The 17,963-nt window shown below is 75.4% G+C and carries 16 protein-coding genes and 1 tRNA gene; 12 read left to right on the top strand and 5 right to left on the bottom strand.

Annotated features, from left to right (window positions below; translation table 11 throughout):
- Window positions 1-17: 17 nt before the first annotated feature.
- The gene (locus ACYVQV_RS08545) at window positions 18-1,187 is read right to left on the bottom strand and encodes an acyl-CoA dehydrogenase family protein (protein WP_461022857.1); all 1,170 of its coding nucleotides are present in this window, start codon (window positions 1,185-1,187) and stop codon (window positions 18-20) included.
- A gap of 130 nt (window positions 1,188-1,317) precedes the next feature.
- Here ACYVQV_RS08545 and ACYVQV_RS08540 point away from each other — a divergent pair, with 130 nt between their 5' ends.
- Together ACYVQV_RS08540 and ACYVQV_RS08535 are read left to right on the top strand one after the other, a co-directional pair.
- Complete coding sequence (locus ACYVQV_RS08540) at window positions 1,318-1,929, top strand: hypothetical protein (protein WP_461022856.1); 612 nt, start codon at window positions 1,318-1,320, stop codon at window positions 1,927-1,929.
- A 57-nt stretch (window positions 1,930-1,986) separates the two neighbouring features.
- On the top strand, window positions 1,987-2,697 hold the full coding sequence (locus ACYVQV_RS08535; protein ID WP_461022855.1) for a type 1 glutamine amidotransferase family protein: 711 nt from the start codon (window positions 1,987-1,989) through the stop codon (window positions 2,695-2,697).
- 17 nt (window positions 2,698-2,714) lie between these two features.
- Here the strand turns inward: ACYVQV_RS08535 and ACYVQV_RS08530 are convergent, their stop codons facing one another.
- Window positions 2,715-3,254 carry an Lrp/AsnC family transcriptional regulator gene (locus ACYVQV_RS08530; protein ID WP_461022854.1) on the bottom strand — a complete coding sequence of 180 codons (540 nt, stop codon included), beginning with the start codon at window positions 3,252-3,254 and terminating at the stop codon, window positions 2,715-2,717.
- A 71-nt stretch (window positions 3,255-3,325) separates the two neighbouring features.
- Between ACYVQV_RS08530 and pdhA the strand changes: the two genes are divergently transcribed.
- The 4 genes from pdhA to ACYVQV_RS08510 all read left to right on the top strand — a co-directional run bounded on the left by pdhA (window position 3,326) and on the right by ACYVQV_RS08510 (window position 7,939).
- Window positions 3,326-4,456, top strand: coding sequence for a pyruvate dehydrogenase (acetyl-transferring) E1 component subunit alpha (pdhA, locus tag ACYVQV_RS08525; RefSeq protein ID WP_461022853.1), 1,131 nt, complete (start codon window positions 3,326-3,328; stop codon window positions 4,454-4,456).
- Complete coding sequence (locus ACYVQV_RS08520) at window positions 4,456-5,505, top strand: alpha-ketoacid dehydrogenase subunit beta (protein ID WP_461022852.1); 1,050 nt, start codon at window positions 4,456-4,458, stop codon at window positions 5,503-5,505. Before pdhA ends, ACYVQV_RS08520 begins: the two co-directional genes overlap by 1 nt.
- The gene (locus ACYVQV_RS08515; RefSeq protein WP_461022851.1) at window positions 5,502-6,908 is read left to right on the top strand and encodes a dihydrolipoamide acetyltransferase family protein; all 1,407 of its coding nucleotides are present in this window, start codon (window positions 5,502-5,504) and stop codon (window positions 6,906-6,908) included. Before ACYVQV_RS08520 ends, ACYVQV_RS08515 begins: the two co-directional genes overlap by 4 nt.
- Window positions 6,909-7,177: 269 nt before the next feature.
- Window positions 7,178-7,939 carry a sigma 54 modulation/S30EA ribosomal C-terminal domain-containing protein gene (locus ACYVQV_RS08510; protein ID WP_461022850.1) on the top strand — a complete coding sequence of 254 codons (762 nt, stop codon included), beginning with the start codon at window positions 7,178-7,180 and terminating at the stop codon, window positions 7,937-7,939.
- Between the two features lie 127 nt (window positions 7,940-8,066).
- Here ACYVQV_RS08510 and ACYVQV_RS08505 read toward each other — a convergent pair whose 3' ends face one another.
- On the bottom strand, window positions 8,067-8,867 hold the full coding sequence (locus ACYVQV_RS08505) for an SDR family oxidoreductase (protein WP_461022913.1): 801 nt from the start codon (window positions 8,865-8,867) through the stop codon (window positions 8,067-8,069).
- Window positions 8,868-9,123: 256 nt separating this feature from the next.
- On the opposite strand from ACYVQV_RS08505, the gene ACYVQV_RS08500 reads away from it, so the two are divergent.
- From ACYVQV_RS08500 to ACYVQV_RS08490, 3 genes are read left to right on the top strand one after another with little or no spacing between them, the layout of a single operon-like run.
- A complete protein-coding gene (locus ACYVQV_RS08500) occupies window positions 9,124-9,957 on the top strand; it encodes an ABC transporter ATP-binding protein (RefSeq protein ID WP_461022849.1) in 834 nt (277 codons plus the stop codon).
- Window positions 9,954-10,715, top strand: a complete 762-nt coding sequence (locus tag ACYVQV_RS08495) for an ABC transporter permease (protein ID WP_461022848.1) — start codon at window positions 9,954-9,956, stop codon at window positions 10,713-10,715. Before ACYVQV_RS08500 ends, ACYVQV_RS08495 begins: the two co-directional genes overlap by 4 nt.
- 13 nt (window positions 10,716-10,728) lie before the next feature.
- Window positions 10,729-11,619 carry a MerR family transcriptional regulator gene (locus ACYVQV_RS08490; protein WP_461022912.1) on the top strand — a complete coding sequence of 297 codons (891 nt, stop codon included), beginning with the start codon at window positions 10,729-10,731 and terminating at the stop codon, window positions 11,617-11,619.
- Here the strand turns inward: ACYVQV_RS08490 and ACYVQV_RS08485 are convergent.
- Window positions 11,581-11,653: transfer RNA gene (locus ACYVQV_RS08485), tRNA-Lys, on the bottom strand. The genes ACYVQV_RS08490 and ACYVQV_RS08485 overlap by 39 nt on opposite strands.
- A gap of 146 nt (window positions 11,654-11,799) precedes the next feature.
- Between ACYVQV_RS08485 and ACYVQV_RS08480 the strand changes: the two genes are divergently transcribed.
- Window positions 11,800-12,129 (top strand): hypothetical protein, encoded by a 330-nt coding sequence (locus ACYVQV_RS08480; RefSeq protein ID WP_461022847.1) that lies wholly within the window; start codon window positions 11,800-11,802, stop codon window positions 12,127-12,129.
- A gap of 22 nt (window positions 12,130-12,151) precedes the next feature.
- Here the strand turns inward: ACYVQV_RS08480 and ACYVQV_RS08475 are convergent, their stop codons facing one another.
- Complete coding sequence (locus ACYVQV_RS08475; RefSeq protein ID WP_461022846.1) at window positions 12,152-12,568, bottom strand: hypothetical protein; 417 nt, start codon at window positions 12,566-12,568, stop codon at window positions 12,152-12,154.
- Between the two features lie 184 nt (window positions 12,569-12,752).
- Here ACYVQV_RS08475 and ACYVQV_RS08470 point away from each other — a divergent pair, with 184 nt between their 5' ends.
- Complete coding sequence (locus ACYVQV_RS08470; protein ID WP_461022845.1) at window positions 12,753-14,558, top strand: glycoside hydrolase family 6 protein; 1,806 nt, start codon at window positions 12,753-12,755, stop codon at window positions 14,556-14,558.
- Window positions 14,559-14,653: 95 nt separating this feature from the next.
- A complete protein-coding gene (locus ACYVQV_RS08465) occupies window positions 14,654-17,962 on the top strand; it encodes a S41 family peptidase (protein ID WP_461022844.1) in 3,309 nt (1,102 codons plus the stop codon).
- The last annotated feature ends 1 nt before the right edge of the window (window position 17,963 follow it).

The raw sequence follows: 17,963 nt of genomic DNA, 5'->3' as shown, positions 1-17,963 counted from the left end.
CGACGGGCCCGTCGTGGTCAGCGTCCGCGCTGCCCGGGGCCGAGCGAGCGCAGCAGGCTGCGGCCGATGACGAGACGCTGGATCTGGTTGGTGCCCTCGAAGATCTGCGTCACCTTCGCCTCGCGCATGTACCGCTCGGCCGGGAAGTCGCGCGTGTAGCCGGCGCCGCCGAGCACCTGGACGGCGTCCGTCGTCACGCGCATCGCCGCGTCCGTCGCGACGAGCTTGGCCACGGCCGCGGCGCGCGAGAAGTCGCGGCCGGCGTCCTTGAGGCGCGCGGCGTGCAGGTACGTGGCGCGAGCCGACGCGGTCGCGGCCTCCATGTCGGCGAGCAGGAACTGCAGGCCCTGGAAGTCCGCGATCCGCTGGCCGAACTGCTCACGCTCCGCGGCGTACCCGACGGCGAGGTCGAGCGCTGCCTGGGCGAGCCCGGTCGCGCAGGCGGCGATCCCGAGCCGGCCGGAGTCGAGGGCGGACAGCGCGATCCGCATCCCGAGGCCCTCACCGCCGACGAGCCGGTCCTCGCCGACCTCGACCCCGTCGAGCAGCACCTGCGTCGTGGAGGAACCCGTCAGGCCCATCTTGCGCTCGGGGGTGCCGAAGGACAGGCCGGGCGTACCGGCGTCCACGAGGAACGCCGAGACGCCACCGGAGCGGTCGTCGCTCGTGCGGGCGAACACGGTGTAGAAGTCGGCCTGCCCGCCGTGGGTGATCCACGCCTTCGCGCCGTCGATCCGGTAGCCGGAGCCGGTGCGGCGGGCCCGGGTCGTCATCGACGCGACGTCCGACCCGGCCTGGGTCTCGGACAGGCAGTAGGCCCCGAGGGTCGTCCCGTCGAGCAGGCGGGGCAGGAACGCGGCGCGCTGCTCGTCCGTGCCGAAGGTGGCGACGGGGTAGCAGGACAGTCCGTGCACGGACACGCCGACGCCCACCGACATCCAGGCGGCCGCGACCTCCTCCAGCACCTGCAGGTAGGTCTCGTACGGCTGGCCGCCGCCACCCAGCTCCTCCGGGTACGGCAGGGACATCACCCCCGCCTCGCCGAGGAGCGTGAACACGTCCCGGGGGAAGGTCTCGGTCGCCTCGTCCTGCGCGGCGCGCGGGGCGAGCTTCTCGGCGGCGATGGTGCGGACGAGCTGGATCAGCTCGCCGCCCTCCTCGGAGGGCAGCAGGCGGTCGACGGGCATGGCGTCCTCGTGGGTCGCGGGGCGGGGGCCGGTGGGTCGACTCTACGGCCGGGACGGGTTGCGGTCGCACGTGCCCGGAATGTGGTGGATCGTCGGTTTCGTCAGCACGCCGGCGACCAGGGAGGCCTCCATGTCCACCCGCACCACGAGCGTCTCGACCCCCACCCGGACCCGCGCGCCGCGGGTCACCCGGACCGTCGCCGCTGCCGCCGGCGCCCTGTGCCTGGCCGCCGTCCCGGCCGTCGCGCAGGCGCATCCGGGCGGCGACGGCACGAGCGCCGATCGGGGCCGCGGCCACGTGTCCACGGTGGTCGAGCGAGGGGCGCTGACCGACCTGCGCCCCGGGACGGACGACCCGACCGACGGCGCCCGGGCGGGCTTCGTCGCCGTGGGGGTGGGCGACCGCACCACCGCGGTGCTGACCCTGCGCGGCGTCCGGGCCGAGCCGGGGCGGACCCTCGGCGTTCACGTCCACGTCGGTCCGTGCGTCGAGGGTGACGGCGCCGCCGCCGGCCCCCACTACAACGTCGACGCGCAGACGGGTCGCGAGCCCGTGCGCGTCAGCCCGCGCACCGAGGTCTGGCTCGACTCCACGATCCGGCGCGGCGGCTCGTCCGTCGCCGTGGCGCGGGTGCCGTTCACCGTCGAGCCGGGCACCCGGTCCGTCGTCGTGCACGAGCGGCCGACCGCCGAGGACGGGTCCGCCGGAGAGCGGCTGGCCTGCCTGCCGGTGGAGTTCTGAGGCGAACCTGACGGAGCGGGGAGCCGGCGGTCGCGCGGCGGTGGCATCCTGCTCGCCGTGGGTACCTACCTGATCGGCGGTGGCTGGACGCCGTCCGCGCGTGACACCGTGTACGGCGCGTTCCTCGACGAGGCGGGCCGGGGCGCGCGGGTCGCGTGCGTGGTCGTCGACGAGGGGGACGGCGCGGCGCAGGCCGAGCGCTGGACGACGGCACTGCGGGCGACCAGGCCGTGCGAGCCCGTCCCGGTGCTGGTCCGGCTCGGTGACGTCCTGGACCCTGGCGACCTGGACGGCGCGGACGCGCTGCTGGTCTGCGGCGGGCTGACCCCGGCGTACGCCGACGCCCTCGCGCCCGTCGCCGGCGCGGTGCGCGACTGGCTGGGGGCCGGCCGCCCCTACGCGGGGTTCTCCGCCGGGGCGGCGGTGGCGGCCGGGTCGGCGCTGGTCGGCGGCTGGCGCGCCGACGGCGTCGTGGTCTGCTCCGAGGACGCCGGCGAGGACCTCGACGAGGTCACCGTCGCCCCCGGTCTCGGCCTGGTGCCGTTCGCCGTCGACGTCCACGCAGCCCAGTGGGGCACGCTGTCGCGCCTCGTCGCGGCGGTGTCCGCCGGGGCGGTGGCCGACGGTGTCGCGGTCGACGAGGACACGGTGCTCGTCGCGGACGGCGACGGGTTCGTCGTCCGGGGCCTGGGGCGGGCCCACCGGGTCCGCGGGACGGCGGAGGGCGTGCTGGTCCGCTCGTCCGGCGCGGGTGAGCGCCTCGGCTGACCCGGCGGCCTGGGCCGTCACGCCCAGGGCGTACCCGCGCCCTCGATCTCCTCGAACACCAGCCACGTCCTGGTCGACAGCACCCCCGGTACGCCCTGGATCCGGTTGAGGACGACGTCACGCAGGGTCGAGTTGTCCGGTGCCCGGACGAGGGCGAGGACGTCGTGGTCGGCGCCGAGCAGGGTCAGGTGCGCGACGTACGGGATCCGGCGCAGCTGCTCGGAGACCTCGCGCCATGAGTTCTGCTGCACCCGCATCGAGACGTACGCGGACGTCCCGAGACCGGCGCGCTCGGCGTCCACCTGCGCCCGGAAGCCGGTGACCACGCCGTCGGCGACGAGGCGCTCGAGCCGGGCGTAGGCGTTGGAGCGGGAGACGTGCACCCGCTCGGCGAGCGCGCGGACGCTGATCCGGGCGTCCTGCGTGACCGCGGCCAGGATGCGCCGGTCCACCGCGTCGAGGGGGCGGGCCGTTCGTCCAGACGCACCTGCCGACGCGAGTGTGTCGGCGGTCACCTGGTCGCTGCGACCGGGATTCGAGAGCCGTTCGTCCTGCATCAGCGCGACTCCTTGAACCGGATGTCCTGTCGACCCGAGCATAGGCGCTCACACCGTCTGGAGGTCGCCCCGTGGACACCGCCACGTCACCCGCGCACACCCCCGCGGACCTGCTCCCGCGCGACGAGCCCGTCCAGCTGCTGCGACCCAGCGGCGAGACGGTCGCCGACGACGCGTACGCGATGCCTCCCGTCGACGACCTGCTGGAGCTGCACCGGCGCATGGTCGTCGGGCGCCGGTTCGACGCCCAGGCCACCGCCCTGACCAAGCAGGGCCGGCTCGCGGTCTACCCGTCCTCACGCGGTCAGGAGGCCTGCCAGGTCGGCGCCGTCATGGCCGTCGCCGACACCGACTGGGTGTTCCCCACCTACCGGGAGTCCGTCGCGCTGGTCGCCCGCGGCATCGACCCGGTCGAGGTCCTCACCCTGCTGCGCGGCGACTGGCACTGCGGGTACGACCCCACCGCCGTGCGCACCGCGCCCCAGTGCACCCCGCTGGCCACCCAGACCGTGCACGCCGCCGGCCTCGCCCACGGCGAGCGCCGACAGGGCCGCGACACGGTCGCGCTCGCGTTCATCGGCGACGGCGCCACGAGCGAGGGGGACTTCCACGAGGCGGTGAACTTCGCCGCGGTGTTCAAGGCGCCCGTCGTGTTCCTCGTGCAGAACAACAGGTTCGCGATCAGCGTCCCGATCGCCAAGCAGAGCGCCGCGCCGTCCCTCGCGTACAAGGGCGTGGGGTACGGCGTGCCGAGCGAGCAGGTCGACGGCAACGACCCGGCCGCCGTCCTCGCCGTGCTGCGGCGCGCCGTCGAGCACGCCCGGACCGGCAGCGGACCGTTCCTCGTCGAGGCCCACACGTACCGCCTCGAGGCGCACACCAACGCCGACGACGCGACCCGCTACCGCGAGCAGTCCGAGGTCGCCGAGTGGCTGGAGCGCGACCCGCTGACCCGGCTGGAGGCGCACCTGCGCTCCGTCGGCGCGCTGGACGACGAGCGGCTGGACGCCGTCCGCGCCGAGGCCGAGCGGTTCGCCGCCGACCTGCGCAGCCGCATGAACGAGGACCCCCAGGTCGACCCGCTCGAGCTGTTCGACCACGTGTACGCCGAGCCGACGCCGCAGCTGCGCGAGCAGCGCGAGCTCGTGCTCGCCGAGCTGGCCGCCGACCAGGCGGACGCGACCGACGAGGAGACCCGCTGATGGCCGGGACGTCGATGGCCGCGGCGCTGACCGCCGCCATGCGCGACGCGATGACGCAGGACGAGCGGGTCGTCGTCTTCGGTGAGGACGTCGGCCGGCTCGGCGGCGTCTTCCGCGTCACCGACGGGCTCACCGCCCGGTTCGGTGAGGACCGCTGCTTCGACACCCCCCTCGCCGAGGCCGGCATCGTCGGCTTCGCCGTGGGGATGGCCATGTCCGGCATGCGGCCCGTCGTGGAGATGCAGTTCGACGCGTTCGCCTACCCCGCGTTCGAGCAGATCGCCTCGCACGTCGCGAAGACGCGCAACCGCACCCGCGGCGCCGTCAACCTGCCGATGGTCATCCGGGTCCCGTTCGCCGGCGGCATCGGCGGCGTCGAGCACCACTGCGACTCCAGCGAGGCGTACTACGCCCACACCCCGGGGCTGAAGGTCGTCACCCCCGCGACCGCCGCCGACGCGTACTCCCTGCTGCGCGAGGCGATCGACGACCCCGACCCGGTCGTCTTCATGGAGCCGAAGAAGCTCTACTGGTCCACCGACGACCTCGAGCTGCCGGTGCGCACGGAGCCGTTCGGGCAGGCCGTCGTCCGCCGTCCCGGGCGCGACGCCACCCTCGTCGCGTACGGGCCCTCCGTGCCGGTGGCGATGGAGGCGGCCGAGGTCGCCGCGCGCGAGGGCGTCGACCTGGAGGTCGTCGACCTGCGCACGATCGTGCCGTTCGACGACGCCACGGTCGCCGCGAGCGTGCGGCGCACCGGCCGCTGCGTCGTCGTCCAGGAGGCCCAGGGGTTCGCCGGGGTCGGCGCGGAGATCGCCTCACGGGTGCAGGAGCGCTGCTTCCACTCGCTGCACGCACCCGTGCTGCGCGTCAGCGGGCTCGACATCCCGTACCCGCCGCCGAAGCTCGAGCACACGCACCTGCCCGGGGTGGACCGCGTCCTGGACGCCGTCGCCCGGCTGCAGTGGGACGACGTCCCCGACGACCGGCACCTCGGCGCCGCGGCGTCGGTGGCGGGCCGCGAGTCCGTGCGCGGGGCGACGGCGTGAGCGCCCGCACGTTCCGTCTCCCCGACCTGGGGGAGGGCCTGACCGAGGCCGAGGTCGTCTCCTGGCTCGTCGAGGTCGGTGACGAGCTGCGCGTCGACCAGGTGGTCGCCGAGGTCGAGACCGCCAAGGCCGTCGTCGAGGTGCCCTGCCCGTTCGAGGGGCGGGTGGCCGTGCTGCACGCCGAGCCGGGGCAGACGCTGCCGGTCGGCGAGCCGCTGATCACCGTCGAACCCGTGCCGGGGGAGGGGCAGGAGCCCGCGTCCCACACCGCGTACCGCGAGGAGGAGCGGGCCGGGTCCGGCAACGTCCTCATCGGGTACGGCACCGGCCACGGCGGGGGCTCCCGGCGACGGCGGCGCGCGCTGCGCCCGGCGGGCGCCGGTCCTGACGGTGCCGCTGCGAACGGTGCCGCTGCGAACGGTGCCGCTGCGGACGGCGGCGGGGTGGCCCTGGCCGCAGCGCAGGTGACGGCGTCCTCCGCCGAGCGCGCCGCGACGGCGCCGCTGGTGATCTCGCCGATCGTGCGACGCATCGCCCGCGAGCGCGGTGTCGACGTCACGACCCTGACCGGGACCGGCCCGGGTGGCGTCGTCCGCCGCGCCGACGTCGAGGCCGCCGCCGGGGCGAGCGCCGTCCCCGCCGCGCGCCCGGCCGCGACCGGGGCCGCGGGCGCCACCGGGGACGCCCCCGTCCCCAGCGTGCCCGCCGACGGCGTGGAGCGGATCCCGCTGCGCGGCGTCCGCAAGGCCGTCGCGGACAAGCTGAGCCACTCCCGGCGGGAGATCCCGGACGTCACCATCTGGGTCGACGTCGACGCGACGGGCCTGCTGGAGGCCCGCGAGCAGATCAACGCCGCCCACCCGGCCCGCCCGGTCAGCGTCCTGGCGCTGCTGGCCCGGTTCACCCTGCACGCCCTCGAGCGGTTCCCCGAGCTCAACTCGCGCGTCGACACCGAGGCCGGGGAGATCGTCCGGTCCCGGGCGGTGCACCTCGGCATCGCCGCGCAGACCGACCGGGGACTCGTCGTCCCCGTGCTGCGCGACGCCCACCGGATGTCCGCGCTGCAGCTGGCCGACGCCCTGCGCGACACCACGTCGCTCGCCCGGGCCGGCGAGCTGCCCCCGTCCCGGCTGACCGGGGGGACGTTCACCCTCAACAACTACGGGGTGTTCGGCGTCGACGGCTCGACCCCGATCATCAACCACCCCGAGGTCGCCATCCTCGGCATCGGCCGGATCGTCGACAAGCCGTGGGCCGTCGACGGGCAGCTCGCCGTCCGCAAGGTCGCCCAGCTGAGCCTGGCGTTCGACCACCGCGTGTGCGACGGCGGCGTCGCCGGTGGGTTCCTGCGGTTCGTCGCCGACTGCGTGGAGAACCCCGTCCGGGCCCTGGCGACCCTCTGAGCACCGGCGGCCCGGCCACCGCCGGGCCGCCGGCCCCCAACCCCACCCCCCTTTGCTCACCAGGGCGGCCTTTGCTCACCGAGACGGTGCTTTCCGGCCTCGACACGCCGCGCCCAGTGAGCAAAGGCGGCGTGTCGTGAGCAAAGGGAGGGGCGATCGGGTGAGCCGTCGAGGGGCGGGACCTTCGGCCCTCTGCCGCGCCGCGGTGACCGGCGAGAGTCGGGGTCCGGGGCGGGAGGTCCCGGAGAGGAGACGAGGAGGTCGCCGAGATGTCGGTCCGCACCTACCACCAGCTGGCCCCCGAGCAGGTCGAGGTCGTCGTCCGCGGTGAGATGCCGCTGGGTGTCGACGAGTACGCCTCGGAGAAGGTCGCCGCCGCGACGCGCACGGTCTCCCGCCGGGTGACCCGGGCCGTCGTCCTGGTCCGACCCCGCGCGGACGCCGCCCGGCCCGTGAAGGTCGAGGTGACCGTCGACGTCGACGGGCGGATGGTCCGGGCCGAGGCGAGCGGCGCGCGGCCGAGGGAGGCCGTCGACGAGCTGGTGGACCGGCTGGCCCGCCGGCTGGACCGGCTGTCGGACCGCTGGGACCGCGGGCACGTCGTCCGCGACCGCCGGCGGCCGCGCCCCACGGTCTCCGAGGGTGCGCTGGACGCGGACGTGGTGCGGCGCAAGGAGCACGCGGTCGGCGCCGCGGACGCCGTCGAGGCGGCGCTCGACATGGAGGGCCTCGGGCACGACTTCCACCTGTTCGTGGACGCGGCGACCGGTGCGGACGCCGTCCTGCACGTCCGGGACGACGGCGCGCTCGGCCTGCTGCGCACGGCCCCGCCGGCCGCCGGGGTGCGTGCCGTTCTGCCCGCGGACGTCGTCGACGAGGGCCTGGCGCCGACCCTCACCGAGCTCGCCGCCCGGGAGCGGCTCGAGGCCGGGGGCGAGCCGTTCGTCGCCTACCGGGACGCCGCGTCGGGACGCGGTGCCGTCGTGTACCGGCGCCACGACGGGCGGCACGGGATGGTCACCACGGCCTGACCCACCGACCCGACCGGGCGGCACGTCCCGCCCCGGGCACCACGACCGACGGCGCCACCCGCGTTCCCCCCTGGGCGGGTGGCGCCGTCCTGTGCGGAGGCGGGGGTGGGGCGGGTGCAGTCGCCGGTCAGAAGACCGGCTTGCCCCCGGTGACGCCGAGGACGGTGCCCGACACGTAGCTCGCGTCGGCCGGGGACGCGAGGAAGACGAACGCGGGGGCCACCTCGGCGGGCTGGCCGGCGCGCCCGAGCGGGGTGTCCCCACCGAACGACTCGAGCTTCTCCCCGGGCTGGGTGGCCGGCTGCAGCGGCGTCCAGATCGGGCCCGGGGCGACGGCGTTGACGCGGATGCCCTTCGGGCCGAGCTCCGCGGCGAGGTTGACGGTGAAGTTGGTGATGGCGGCCTTCGTGGCGGCGTAGTCGAGCAGCGACGTCGACGGCTGGTAGGCCTGGATGGACGCGCAGTTGATGACGGTGTCGCCCCGCTCCAGGTGAGGCAGGGCGGCCTGCGTCAGCCAGAACATCGCGTAGATGTTCGTCCGGAAGACCCGGTCCAGCTGCTCGGCCTCGAGGTCCTCCAGGCCGCCGCCGCGGGCCATCTGGTAGCCGGCGTTGTTGACCAGGACGTCGAGGCCGCCGAGCTCGGTGGCGGCCTTGGCGACGACGTCCCTGCAGGTCTGCTGGTCGCGGATGTCACCGGGCAGCAGCACGCACCGGTGGTCGGCGTCCTTGACCCAGCGCGCGGTCTCCTGCGCGTCGTCCTCCTCCTCCGGCAGGTAGGAGATCGCGACGTCCGCGCCCTCGCGCGCGTAGGCGATCGCGACGGCGCGGCCGATCCCGGAGTCCCCACCGGTGATGAGGGCGCGCATGCCGTGCAACCTGCCCGAGCCCCGGTAACTCCTCTCCCCGTGGTCGGGGCGGGGGGTCATCTCCTCGGTCGACCCGGGAGGCTCCTGCTGCTGCTCGGGGAACCCGCCCTGGTCGTTGGTCAGGCTGGCGGCGTGGCGGCTGACGTCTGCCTCGGGCACGGTCGCTCCTCGGGACGGTTGGCGGGTGTCCCCTCCACGATCGGCGCGGTCGAGGACGTCCGCAATCGGGCGGGTTGACCCTGACGCAGGGTCAACCCCTCACGCTCCTGCCAGGTGCTCCCGCGACGGACGGGACCCCGGTCGGAGGGAGACGGAGATGGAGACGGAGCTGGAGAGGGAGACGGACGGACGGGACGCCGGTCCGGCGATCCGCGTGCGCGGGCTGACGAAGTCCTACGGCAAGGACGCGGTGCTGCGCGGCGTGGACCTCGAGGTCCGCCGGGGCAGCGTGCTGGCCCTGCTCGGCTCGAACGGGGCCGGGAAGACGACGACCGTGCGGATCCTGGCGACGCTGCTCAAGCCGGACGCCGGGTCGGCGGAGGTCGACGGCTACGACGTCACCACCCAGCCGAGCAGGGTGCGCGGGTCGTTCAGCCTCACCGGGCAGTTCGCCGCGGTCGACGAGGTCCTCACCGGCAGGGAGAACCTCGTGCTCGTCGCGAGGCTCCGGCACCTCGACGACCCCGGCGGCGTCGCGGACGCGCTGCTGGCGCGGTTCTCCCTGACGGACGCCGGTGGACGCCGCGTCGCGACGTACTCCGGTGGCATGCGCCGCCGGCTGGACATCGCGATGAGCCTCATCGGCGACCCGCCCGTCGTCCTCCTCGACGAGCCGACGACGGGCCTGGACCCCGGGGCGCGCCTCGAGGTGTGGCAGGCGGTCCGGGACCTGGCGAGCCGGGGGACGACGGTGCTGCTCACCACCCAGTACCTGGAGGAGGCGGAGCAGCTGGCCGACCGGGTCGCGATCCTGCACGAGGGGCGGATCATCGCCGACGGCACCGTCGACGACCTGAAGCGGCTGCTGCCGCCCGCCGAGGTCGAGTACGTCGAGAAGCAGCCGACGCTCGAGCAGGTCTTCCTCGCGGTGACCGGCGCCCGGGGGCACGGCGCGGCCCGCGCCGACGTCCGGCAGGAGGTCGCGCGATGACCACGACCTTCGTCACCGACACGGCCGCGCTGACCGGGCGCACCCTGCGCCACGTCACGCGCAGCGTCGACACCATCATCACCACGGCGGTGATGCCGATCGCGATCATGCTGCTGTTCGTCTACGTGCTCGGTGGGGCCATCGAGGCCGGGGACGAGCCGTACGTGACCTACCTGCTGCCGGGCATCCTGCTGATCACGATCGCCTCGGGCGTCTCCTACACCGGCTTCCGGCTGTTCGGCGACCTCGACAGCGGGATCTTCGAACGGTTCCAGTCCATGCCGATCGCCCGGTCCGGCGCGCTGTGGGCGCACGTGCTGACGTCGCTCGTCGCGAACCTGGTCTCGCTCGCGATCGTCGTGGCGGTCGCGCTGCTGATGGGCTTCCGGTCGGGAGCGGGCGTGACGGCGTGGCTGGCCGTCGTCGGGATCCTGGTGCTGTTCACGCTCGCGCTCACCTGGGTCGCCGTCCTCGCCGGGCTGTCCGCGTCGTCGGTCGAGGGGGCCAGCGCGTTCTCCTACCCGTTGATCCTGCTGCCCTTCGTCAGCTCGGCGTTCGTCCCGACGGAGAGCATGCCGGAGCCGGTGCGGTGGTTCGCGGAGAACCAGCCGGTGACGGCGATCGTCGACGCGGTCCGCGCGCTGCTCGCCGACCGGCCGGTGGGGGACGACCTCTGGGTCGCCCTGGCGTGGTGCGCGGGTCTGCTGGTGCTGGCGTACGGCGTCGCCCTGGCCGCCTACCGCAGGAAGATCGCGTGAGGGAGGCTGGGGCGTGCTCACGATCAGCCAGCTCGCCGCGTACGCGGGCGTCACCGTGCGAGCGGTGCGGCACTACCACCGGGTCGGGCTGCTGCCGGAGCCCGAGCGCGACCGGTCGGGCTACCGGGTCTACGACGCCGCCGCGGTGGTGCGGCTGATCCGGATCCGCACCCTCGCCGAGGCCGGGGTGCCCCTCGCCCGGGTCGAGCAGCTCCTCGACGCGCCGGCCGAGGAGTTCGCCGCCGGGGTCCAGCAGGTCGACGCCGAGCTGCGCGCGGCGATCCGGCGGCTGCAGGGCACCCGCAGGCGGCTGGCCACGCTCACCTCCGGCGAGCGCCTGGCGCTGCCGCGCAGCGTGGTGGACTACCTCGACCGGCTGCGGGGGATGGGCGTCGACGAGCGCTACCTCGCCCTGGAGCGGGACAGCTGGATCATGATCGCCGCCAAGGTGCCCGACGAGGTCGACGCCATGATCGCGACGAAGCACGCCGAGCTCGACGACCCCGAGATGGTGCGGCTGTACCACCTGCTCAGCGGCGCGCTCGACTGGTCGGTCGACGACCCGCGGGTGGTCGAGGTCGCCGACATCCTGGAGAGGCTCATGGTCCGCGCCGTCGAGTCCGGCCGGACCGGTCAGGACGGGGAGCTCGGACCGGACGGCGTGGACGACGCGTTCGTGGAGCTGCTGGACGCGGCGATGGTGGAGTCGGCCCCGGTGGCCCAGCGGCTGCTCGACATCCTGGCCGCTCGGGGGTGGAAGGGGTGGACGCGCATCGAGCGGGCGCCCGAGGGCGTCGAGTGCCGTGTCGAGTCCCGTGTCGGGGCCCGTGTCGAGGAGGACGCCTGGCACGGCGTCGGCACCGGGTGGGCCCCCAGGGGCTCGAACCCTGAACCCGCGACTTAAAAGGACGCTGCTCTGCCAGTTGAGCTAGAGGCCCGGTCCGCGGCGCGCGGCACGGCGGGGCGACCCGCCGTGCTGCCCGTCGCGCGTCCCGAGCCTAGTGCTGGACGGCGGCGACCGCGGACGCGTGCGGCCCGGCGGCCCCGTGACGCGAGGGCGCGAGCGGCCGGTTAGGTTCGTCGGGTGAGCGAGGAGACGACGGCGACGGGTCCGCGGTGGCGCCGGTGCGAGGGCAAGTGCCGGCGGGTGCTGTCGGCCGAGGCGTTCGACGGCGACTCGAACGTGTGCCGTGACTGCGGGGCCGTGGCCGAGCGGGCGGCGTCCGCGCCGACCGCCGCGCCGCGCACCCGTACGGCCACCCGGCGCGTGGCGCCCACCGGGGTGACCGGTCGCGGGGACCGGGAGGTGCGTGCCCGCCGTGCGCGGCTGCGGGCCCTGGAGCAGCTCGCGACCGAGCACCCCGAGGAGTTCGAGCGCTACCTCGCAGCCACCCGGGAGGCCGAGGGCCTCTGAGCCCGGCGCGTCGTGGGCGGCGTCACGGACGCGGCGGTCCGTCCGTGCGTCCCGGCCCAGGACCGTACGGGGAACCGAACGGGGTCGCTGCCGCGTCCTCGTGCGCGGGCGGTGCCGGGGGACGGCCGCCGGCGCTCCTGCGCCCGGTGAAGACCGCTGCCACGAGCAGCCCCGTCCCGACCACGACCAGGACGGTCCCCGCGACACCCCAGAGCTGGAAGAGCGCCGGCCCGCCGTACGGGCCGCGTCCGAGCGCGTAGGTGGCGGAGACGGCCAGCCACACCACGTCGTTGACGAGCAGGACCGCGAGTCCGGCCGCGGCCAGCCGGGCCCACGCCCCGGCGCCCAGTCGGGTCAGGGCGAGCACGAGCCCGACCACGAGCACCGCCATCGTCGGGAGCTCCGTCGTCACCACGCTCGCCAGGTAGCCGTTGGCCACGGTCCCTCCTCGTGCTCGACGCAGACGGTCCGCCGCCGTCGCCCGCGATCCTGCCAGGCGGACCCGGCGCCCCGGCGCCCGTCCCCTGACGGACCGGGTGGGAGCGATCCCACATCGTCCATTGACTCTACGTATGACCACAGTCACACTCGGTGACTCCAGCGTCGAGCCGAGGAGGACTGACATGGGACGTCGAAGCAGGGGGACGCGCACGAGGAGGTGGACGGCGGCCGCGCTCGCCGCGGGGCTCGTGACCGCCGGCGCAGGGGTGGTCGCCGCCGGAGGCGTCGCGCTCGCCGACCCGCCGCACGTCGACAACCCCTACGCAGGGGCCACGCAGTACGTCAACGACAGGTGGTCCGACGCGGTGCTCGAGACCGCCGACCGGCAGGGCGACCCCGACCTCGCCGCGCAGATGCGCGCCGTCGCCGACGAGCCCACCGCCGTCTGGATGGACCGCATCGGGGCCGTCCACGGCAACGCGGACGGGCCCGGCCTGAGGTACCACCTCGACGCCGCCCTGGAGCAGCAGCGGGCCGACGGTCAGGTCGTCCTGACGGTCGTCGTCTACAACCTGCCCGGCCGGGACTGCTTCGCGCTCGCCTCGAACGGCGAGCTGCCCGCCACCGACGAGGGCATGCGGCGCTACCGCACCGAGTACGTCGACGTCATCACCGGCATGCTCGCGGAGCCGCGCTACCGCGACCTGCGCGTCGTCGCCGTCGTCGAGCCCGACTCGCTGCCGAACCTCGTCACGAACGCGTCGCACCCGGCGTGCCAGCAGGCCGCGCCGTACTACCGCGAGGGGGTCGCGTACGTGCTGGACGCTTTCCACGCTCTCCCGCACGTCTACAGCTACGTCGACGCCGCCCACGCCGGCTGGCTGGGCTGGGACGACAACGCCGGACCGGCGGCCCAGCTCCTCGCCGATGTCGCGCGCTCGACCCGCGCCGGTCTCGCGTCGGTCGACGGCTTCGTCACCAACACCGCCAACACCACGCCGCTGGTCGAGCCGCACCTGCCCGACCCGTGGGCGCAGCGCGGCGGCCAACCGGTCCGCTCGGCGCAGTGGTTCGAGTGGAACACTGCCTTCGACGAGACCGACTGGACCTCCGACCTGCACCGCCGGCTCGTCGCCGCCGGCTTCCCGGCGAGCACCGGGATGCTGGTCGACACCAGCCGCAACGGCTGGGGCGGTCCGAACCGCCCGCAGGCCCCCTCCGGCAGCGGTGACGTCCACGCGTTCGTCGACGCCTCGAGGGTCGACCGGCGCAACCACCGCGGCGCCTGGTGCAACCCGAGCGGCGCAGGGCTGGGCGAACGCCCCCAGGCCTCCCCGGCGGGGTTCCCGCAGTCGCACCTGGACGCGTTCGTGTGGGTCAAGCCGCCGGGCGAGTCCGACGGGTCGTCGCAGGAGATCCCGAACGACGAGGGCAAGGGGTTCGACCGGATGTGCGACCCGACCTACGTCTCGCCGCGCCTGGGCAACCGCCCCACGGGTGCCCTCCCGGACGCGCCGCTGTCCGGCAAGTGGTTCGAGGCCCAGTTCGTCCAGCTGGTGACCAATGCCCACCCGCCGGTCCACCCGGACGGCGACCCGGGACCGTCCCCGACGTCCACGCCGACGTCCACGCCGACGTCCACGCCGACGTCCACGCCGACGTCCACGCCGACGTCCACGCCGACCGGCGTCCCCGGCGCGTGCACCGCGACGCTGCGGGTCGTGGGCTCCTGGCCGGGCGGCTTCCAGGCCGAGGTGGTCGTCGTCGCCGGCCCGGCCGGGACGACGACCTGGCGCACGTCCTTCACGCTGCCGGCCGGGACGTCGGTCCAGCACGCGTGGTCCGGGCAGGTGGTGTCGGACGGCTCCCGGACGACGGTGACGAACGCCGCCTGGAACGGCACCCTCGCCGCGGGGGCGAGCACGTCGTACGGCTTCATCGGGGCGGGTGACGCGCCGTCCGCGGTGCCCGTGGACTGCAGCGCCTGACGTCCCCCGGACGCCCGCCGCCGCCCGGTCCGCCACGTGCGGGCCGGGCGGCGCACGGCATCAGGGCGTCGGTGCGGGGGGCTACGGTGCGGCGCATGACCGACCCGTACCTGAGGTTCCCGTCGCTGCGCGGCGACGTCGTCGCGTTCGTCGCGGAGGACGACGTGTGGCTGGCCCGGCTCGACGGCGGACGCGCCTGGCGGCTGACCGCCGACGGTGCGCCCGCCGCCGACGTGCACCTCGGCCCGGACGGGCGGCACGTCGCCTACGTCAGCCGCAGGGACGGCGCCGGCGAGGTCCACGTGGTCGGCACCGAGGGCGACCGTCCGCGCCGGCTGACGTGGTGGGGGGACGACCGGGTCGCGGTCCTCGGTTGGGCGCCGGACGGGCGGGTCGTCGCGTCGTCCGCCGTCGGTGAGCCGTTCTCCAGCCGCGTCTGGGCCCGCGCGGTCCCGCTGGACGGCGGTCCCGCCGAGCGCCTGCCCCACGGCCCGGTGACGGGCCTCGCGCGCGGCCCGGGCGGCGCCGTCGTGCTGTCCACCGGGCACGGCGGCCGGCGGCGCGACTACGCGTGGTGGAAGCGCTACCGCGGCGGGACGGCGTCCCGGCTCTGGGTCGACCCGGACGGGAGCGGCTCCTTCGAGCGGCTGCGGCCCGACCTCGACGGTCAGCTCGTCCGGCCGATGTGGGTCGGCGACCGGGTGGCCTTCCTGTCCGACCACGAGGGGTCCGGCAACCTCTACTCCTGCCTGCCGGACGGCTCCGACCTGCGACGGCACACCGACCACGACGGGTTCTGGGCCCGCGACGCCGCCACCGACGGCACCCGCGTCGTGTACGTCAGCGGCGGTCACCTGCACGTCGTCGACGAGCTGACCGCGGACTCCGTCCCCCGCCGCGTCGACGTGCGCACCCACGGCCCGGCGACCGGCCGGGCGCCCCACCACCCGCCCGCGTCCCGGCACCTCGGCTCGCTGTCGGTGGACCGCACCGGGCGGGCCAGCGCCCTCGAGGTGCGGGGGACCGTCCACTGGCTGACCCACCGGGACGGCCCGGTCCCGGCGCTCGCCGACACCCCCGGTGTCCGGGCGCGGCTGCCCCGGGTCCTGGGCACCGCCGCAGCCCCCGCAGCGCCCCGGCCCGGAGGGCCCGCGCAGGAGCCGCCGGCCGTCGTGTGGGTCAGCGACGGCACCGGTGAGGACGGCCTGGAGGTCTCGACCGGCGAGGGCGAGCCGCGCCGCCTCGTCACCGGCGGCCTGGGCAGGGTGCTCGAGCTCGTCGCCGCCCCCGACGGCTCGCGGCTGGCCGTCGCGTCCCACGACGGGCGGGTGCTGGTCGTGGACGCCTCGTCCGGGGACGTGCGCGAGCTCGCGCGGTCGGAGCACGACGCCGTCACCGACCTCGCGTTCTCACCGGACGGCGCGTGGCTGGCGTGGTCCCACCCGGGGCCGTGGCCGCTGCGCCAGATCCGGCTCGCGCACGTGCCCGACGGTGCCGTGGTCGACGCGACACCGCTGCGGTTCACCGACACCGACGCCGCGTTCACCGCCGACGGCCGGTACCTGGCGTTCCTGTCCCGGCGCACCTTCGACCCGGTCTACGACGAGCACGTCTTCGACCTCTCCTTCCCCGCGGGCACCCGGCCGTACCTGCTGCCGCTGGCCGCCGACACGGCCTCGCCGTTCGACCCGCAGCGTCTGGGCCGACCGTTCGCCGGGCCGCCGGAGCACGGGCGGCAGGGCGGACCCGACGAGGACGCCGCGACGGACGGCACCGCGCCCGTGGCGCAGCTGTCCGTCCGGGTGGACCTCGACGGCCTCGTCGACCGGGTCGTCCCCGCGCCGGTCCCCGCGGCCCGCTACCGCGACCTGCGCGCGGTCGCCGACGGCCTGGTCTGGCTGCGCGAACCGCTGCACGGCGAGACCGGGGACGACCTGGCCCGCCCGGGTGGCGACGCCCCGCGCCCGGTGCTCGAGCGCATCGACCTGCGCCACGGCCGGTGCACCGTGCTGGCGGAGGGCGTCGATGCGGTCGAGGTGTCCGGTGACGGGTCGCGGCTCGTGCTGCGGGACGGCGAGGCGCTGCGCGTCGTCCCGGCCGACCGACCCGTCAAGGCCGACGAGCAGGACCCCGACGCGCGGGTCGAGGTCGACCTCGGGCGGGTGCGCCTGACGGTCGACCCCGCCGCCGAGTGGCGGCAGATGCTCGATGAGGCCGGCCGGCTGATGCGCGAGAACTTCTGGGTCGAGGACATGGCCGGAGTCGACTGGGACGCCGTCCTCGACCGGTACCGCCCGCTGCTCGACCGCGTCGCCACCCGCGACGACCTGTCCGACGTCATCTGGGAGACCATCGGCGAGCTCGGCACCTCGCACGCGTACGAGGTCCCGCCGGAGCGTCCCGTCGAGTCGTCGCACCGGCTCGGTCGGCTCGGGGCGGACCTCGAGCGCGGGGACGACGGCCGGTGGCGCGTCGTCCGGGTCCTGCCGGGGGAGAGCTCCGCGGGTCAGGCGCGCTCGCCGCTGCGCGCGCCCGGCGTGGGTGTCGTCGAGGGCGACGTGCTGGTCGCGGTCGACGGGCGCGAGGTCGACCCGGTCACCGGTCCGGGGCCGCTGCTCGTCGGTGCCGCCGGGGTCCCCGTCGAGCTGACCGTCGAACCCGCTGCCGGCGGTGGACGGCGTCGCGTGGTGGTCGTGCCGCTGGCCGATGAGACGGCGCTGCGTTACCAGGCGTGGGTCGCCGACCGTCGCGCCGTCGTCCACGCCGCGACGGGCGGTCGGGTCGGTTACCTGCACGTCCCGGACATGGTGGCCACGGGGTGGGCGCAGCTGCACCGCGACCTGCGGACGGAGGTCACCCGCGACGCCCTCGTGGTCGACGTGCGGGACAACCGCGGCGGCCACACCTCGCAGCTGGTGATCGAGAAGCTGTCGCGGGAGGTCCTGGGCTGGGAGGTCGCCCGCGGGCAGCGTCCGGACACCTACCCGATGCACGCCCGGCGCGGGCCGCTGGTGTGCCTGGCCGACGAGAACGCGGGCTCGGACGGCGACATCGTCACCGCGGCGATCAAGGCCCTGGGGCTGGGGCCGGTCGTCGGGATGCGCACGTGGGGCGGGGTCATCGGCATCGACATGCGGTACGCGCTGGTCGACGGCACGGCCGTCAGCCAGCCCAAGTACGCGTTCTGGTTCGACCACGCAGGCTGGGACGTCGAGAACCACGGCGTCGACCCGGACGTCGAGGTGCCGTTCCCTCCGCAGGCGTGGGCCACCGGTCAGGACCCGCAGCTCGACGAGGCGCTGCGGATCGTGCAGGAGGCACTGGCCGCAGCCGCACCGAGCACGCCGCCGGACCCGGCGACCCGCCCCTCACGGGTGCCGCCGCCGCTGCCGCTCCGTCCCTGAA

The sequence above is a fragment of the Thalassiella azotivora genome (assembly GCF_054781695.1).
This window is presented reverse-complemented; position numbering and strand designations above follow the sequence as displayed.

Excerpts from the sequence above, each read along its gene's own strand:
- ACYVQV_RS08505 (WP_461022913.1), bottom strand. The coding sequence starts at position 8,867 with ATGACCCCCCGCCCCGACCACGGGGAGAGGAGTTACCGGGGCTCGGGC.
- ACYVQV_RS08520 (WP_461022852.1), top strand. The coding sequence starts at position 4,456 with ATGGCCGGGACGTCGATGGCCGCGGCGCTGACCGCCGCCATGCGCGAC.
- ACYVQV_RS08465 (WP_461022844.1), top strand. The coding sequence starts at position 14,654 with ATGACCGACCCGTACCTGAGGTTCCCGTCGCTGCGCGGCGACGTCGTC.
- ACYVQV_RS08545 (WP_461022857.1), bottom strand. The coding sequence starts at position 1,187 with ATGCCCGTCGACCGCCTGCTGCCCTCCGAGGAGGGCGGCGAGCTGATC.
- ACYVQV_RS08495 (WP_461022848.1), top strand. The coding sequence starts at position 9,954 with ATGACCACGACCTTCGTCACCGACACGGCCGCGCTGACCGGGCGCACC.
- ACYVQV_RS08500 (WP_461022849.1), top strand. The coding sequence starts at position 9,124 with ATGGAGACGGAGCTGGAGAGGGAGACGGACGGACGGGACGCCGGTCCG.
- ACYVQV_RS08470 (WP_461022845.1), top strand. The coding sequence starts at position 12,753 with ATGGGACGTCGAAGCAGGGGGACGCGCACGAGGAGGTGGACGGCGGCC.
- ACYVQV_RS08540 (WP_461022856.1), top strand. The coding sequence starts at position 1,318 with ATGTCCACCCGCACCACGAGCGTCTCGACCCCCACCCGGACCCGCGCG.
- ACYVQV_RS08530 (WP_461022854.1), bottom strand. The coding sequence starts at position 3,254 with ATGCAGGACGAACGGCTCTCGAATCCCGGTCGCAGCGACCAGGTGACC.
- ACYVQV_RS08510 (WP_461022850.1), top strand. The coding sequence starts at position 7,178 with ATGTCGGTCCGCACCTACCACCAGCTGGCCCCCGAGCAGGTCGAGGTC.